5 protein-coding genes are annotated in these 3752 nt (G+C 67.1%); 3 read left to right on the top strand and 2 right to left on the bottom strand.

The annotated features are described in order from the left end of the window. From VED21_RS06330 to VED21_RS06320, 3 genes are all read left to right on the top strand, one after another. Window positions 1-1127, top strand: a 1127-nt coding sequence (locus VED21_RS06330; RefSeq protein ID WP_324881479.1) for an acyl-CoA dehydrogenase C-terminal domain-containing protein, incomplete at its 5' end; no start/stop codon positions are given. Window positions 1128-1300: 173 nt separating this feature from the next. Next, on the top strand, window positions 1301-1657 hold the full coding sequence (locus VED21_RS06325) for a hypothetical protein (RefSeq protein WP_324881478.1): 357 nt from the start codon (window positions 1301-1303) through the stop codon (window positions 1655-1657). Between the two features lie 213 nt (window positions 1658-1870). Next, the gene (locus VED21_RS06320; protein WP_324881477.1) at window positions 1871-2518 is read left to right on the top strand and encodes a response regulator transcription factor; all 648 of its coding nucleotides are present in this window, start codon (window positions 1871-1873) and stop codon (window positions 2516-2518) included. A gap of 69 nt (window positions 2519-2587) precedes the next feature. Here the strand turns inward: VED21_RS06320 and VED21_RS06315 are convergent, their stop codons facing one another. Continuing rightward, complete coding sequence (locus VED21_RS06315) at window positions 2588-3019, bottom strand: CBS domain-containing protein (protein ID WP_324881476.1); 432 nt, start codon at window positions 3017-3019, stop codon at window positions 2588-2590. 157 nt (window positions 3020-3176) lie between these two features. Beyond that, the coding region (locus VED21_RS06310; RefSeq protein WP_324881475.1) for an OmpW/AlkL family protein at window positions 3177-3752 on the bottom strand (576 nt) is incomplete at its 5' end.

The raw sequence follows: 3752 nt of genomic DNA, 5'->3' as shown, positions 1-3752 counted from the left end.
GCACGCGCGGCATCAGCCTGTTCCTGGTGCCCAAGTTCCTGCCCAAGGACGACGGCACGCCGGGCCCGCGCAACGGCGTCGCCTGCGGCTCCATCGAGCACAAGATGAGCATCAAGGCGTCCTCGACCTGCGTCATGAACTTCGACGACGCCATCGGCTGGCTGGTGGGCGAGGCGCACAAGGGCATGCGCGCCATGTTCGTGATGATGAACGCCGCCCGCCTCGCGGTGGGCATCCAGGGTCTGGGGCTGGCCGAGGTCGCCTACCAGAACGCCGCCGCCTACGCCAAGGAGCGGCTGCAGGGCCGCTCCGTGAAGGGGGCGAAGTTCCCGGACAAGCCGGCCGACCCCATCATCGTCCACCCCGACGTGCGCCGGAACCTGCTGACCGCGCGCGCCTACACGGAGGGCTGCCGGGCGCTGGGTGCCCTGGTCGGCTACCACCTCGACGTCGCCGAGAAGCACGCCGATCCCAAGCAGCGGCAGGCGTCGGACGAGTTTGTCCAGCTGATGACGCCGATCGTCAAGGCGCTGTTCACCGACGTCGGCTCCGAAGCCGCCAACATCGCCGTGCAGGTGCACGGCGGCCACGGCTACATCTGGGAGACGGGGGTGGAGCAGTTCGTCCGCGACGCCCGCATCACGCAGATCTACGAGGGCACCAACGGCATCCAGGCGCTGGACCTCGTGGGCCGCAAGATGGGGCAGAACATGGGCCGCCTGCTGCGCCGCTTCTTCCACCCGATCTCGGAGGAGCTGCAGGCGGACATGGAGGACGAGTCGCTGGCGGAGTTCGTGCTGCCGCTCGCCAAGGCCTTCGCCAAGCTCCAGCAGGCGACGGGTATCATCGCCCAGAAGGGCATGAATGACCCGGAGGAGGCGGCGGCGGCGGCCACCGACTACCTGCGCCTGTTCGGCCTCGTGGCGCTGGGCTGGATGTGGCTGAAGATGGTCAAGGCGGCCCGCGCCAAACAGTCGCAGGGGGAGGGCGGCGCTGCCTTCTACAACGCCAAGCTGACCACCGCGCGCTTCTACATGACCAAGCTTCTGCCCCAGGTGAACACCCTGTTCATCACCATCATGGCCGGCGCCAAGCCCTTGATGGAAATGGAAGACGCGCTGTTCTGAGGCGATCCGCCGCCGCCGCGTCCGGGTGTGCCGGGCGCGGCGGCGCACGCGCGGATATAGGCGCATCGGCCTATGCCCTGAATTCGCATAGGGACATTGTTTGAATTTCCACTCCCGGTAATCCCTCTATCATCACCGTGTCAGGTACAGGGGGTTCGCGAGGGAGGATGGGCATGCGCGACGGCAGTCGGAAGGGTGGCGCAGCGAATTGGGCGATTCCGGAAGGGCGGCACCGGCTGTCGCCGGCCGCAGGCGTCGGCGTGGGGGCGGGGGCGCTGTCGGCGGCCGTGCTGACCGTGGGTGCCGTGAGCGGCGCGTTGCCGCTCGGACCGCTTTTCACGTGGCTGCTGTCCATGGCCGCCGCCGGAGTGGTTGCCATCGCCGCGGTTTCCGTCGTACAGGTGCGCCGGCTGCGCGCCGCGCTGGCCGAGGAACGGCGGCGCCTGCGTGCCCTCCTGGATCATCCCGCCAGCCAGCCGCCAGTCTCTTTCGAAACGGTGGAGGCAGGCTCTTTCGCGGCGCGCCATTGAATACGGCCGATCCCGTTACATATGGCGTAGGCGTGTGACAAAGGGCGAATTCCGGTTGTCCGGGGTCACCGGTTCGTGGTACATCTGAATAGTCAATACACAAGACAAAGCCCCGCTATATCTTTCGGAATTGCGTCATATGCCGCGCGAAATGTCGGCATTGTCTAAGGCGCAGGTAGCCGGCTTTTGAAGTCCGTGTACGGGAGTGCAGTGATGAGGATCCTGATCGGTGATGACCATGTGCTGTTCCGCGAGGGACTGCGCAGGCTTCTCGAGCAGTTGAAGGAAGGCAGCGATTTCCAGGAAGCCAGCAACTTCGACGACATGCTCGCGTTGTGCGGCTCGGGAGAGACGTTCGACCTCGTCCTGACCGACCTGCGCATGCCCGGTTGGCCGGGCTTCAGCGGCATCCAGGATCTTCGCCAGAAGCAGCCGAACGCCAAGGTGGTCGTCGTTTCCGCGTCGGAGGCGCACCACGACGTGCGCGACGCGCTGGAGCACGGCGCCGCCGGTTACATCCCCAAGTCGTCCAGCGTGAAGATCATGCTGAGCGCGCTCGACCTGATCTTCTCGGGCGGCGTCTACGTGCCGCCGACCGTGCTGCGCGAGGGTGGCGAGGCGCAGGACAACGGCCGCGCCGCCATGCCGCCGGCCGATCCGGCGCTGGAGCAGTTGCTCACCCAGCGCCAGCGCGAGGTGCTGGAGCGCCTGCGCGAAGGCAAGTCGAACAAGCAGATCGCGCACGAGCTGGGCCTGTCCGAAGGCACGGTGAAGATCCACATGACGGCGATCTTCAAGTCGCTGGGCGTGCGCAACCGCACCCAGGCGGCGATGGCCTTCCCGCAGTCCACGAACGCCTGACGCGTTCACGGACCTCCTCACAGGGGGCGCTCCACCGGCGGTGGGGCGCCCTTTTTCGTGTCCGGGCGGTCAGCCGATCCCGGCGACGTAGCCGCGCAGGGACTCGACCTCCAGCTCGGCGTCGTCCAGGCGAGCCTTGACGACGTCGCCGATGCTGATCACCCCGGCGAGACGCTCGCCGTCCATCACCGGCAGGTGGCGGATGCGGCGTTCCGACATCACCGCCATCACCTGCGCCACCGTGTCGGTGGGCTGGCAGGTCACCAGGTCGCGGGTCATCAGGGCGGAGGCCGGCTGCTGCAGGACGGCGCTGCCGTGCTTGGCCACGCCGCGCACGATGTCGCGCTCCGACAGGATGCCGGCCGGTGCGCCACCGTCCACCACCAGGGCGGCGCCGATGCGGCGCTCGGCCAGCGTGCGCGCGACGGCGGCGATGGGCTCGTCCGGGCGGACGGTGACGATGTCGGTACCCTTCCTCTTCAACACCGCGGCAACGTGCATGGGGCGTCCTTCCTCTGCGAGGCCCGCTTCATCGGATGAAGCTCACATTAGAAGGTGGGGGCGGGAAAGCCCCAAAAAAGAGAGGGCCGGGCACCCTGATGGGGGTACCCGGCCCGAACTCCTCGAACCTTCGGCCGGATGGCCGGGGGTCGGTCGATTAGAACTTGTAGCCGATGCCGACGCCGACGATCCACGGGTTGATGTCGACGTTCGAGGTGACGCGCGTCGTGCCGAGGTAGGTGGTCAGCTTGGTGTCGAGGAAGATCTTCTTGACGTCGAAGTTCACCAGCAGGTTGTCGGTCAGGTACACGTCGGTACCGGCCTGCAGGGCCCAGCCGAAGCTGTTCTTGTAGCTGGTGTTGTTCAGGGCCGGGCCGTTCTTCTCATTGTAGAAGAGCGTCCAGTTGATGCCGGCGCCGATGTACGGGTTGATGCGCGAGTTCGGCAGCGGGTGGAAGGTGGCCGTCAGCGTCGGCGGCAGCAGCGACACCTTGCCGGCATCGACCACGCCACCGCCGGTCGCGTCGACGCGGACCGAGTGGCGGCTGGTGCCGGCGATCAGGTTCAGGCCGATGTTCGGCGTGACGAAGTAGGTCGCGTCGATCTCGGGGATGAAGTCGTTCTTGATGCTGGCTTCGCCGATCTTGGTGGCGCCCACCTTCACGTCGCCATCTTCCTGCGGCAGCACGGCGAGACCGCGGACGCGGACGACGATGTCGCCGCCCTTGACGCC

Source organism: Azospirillum sp. (assembly GCF_035627195.1).
In the GTDB taxonomy this organism is placed as follows: Bacteria; Pseudomonadota; Alphaproteobacteria; order Azospirillales; family Azospirillaceae; genus Azospirillum.
This window is presented reverse-complemented; position numbering and strand designations above follow the sequence as displayed.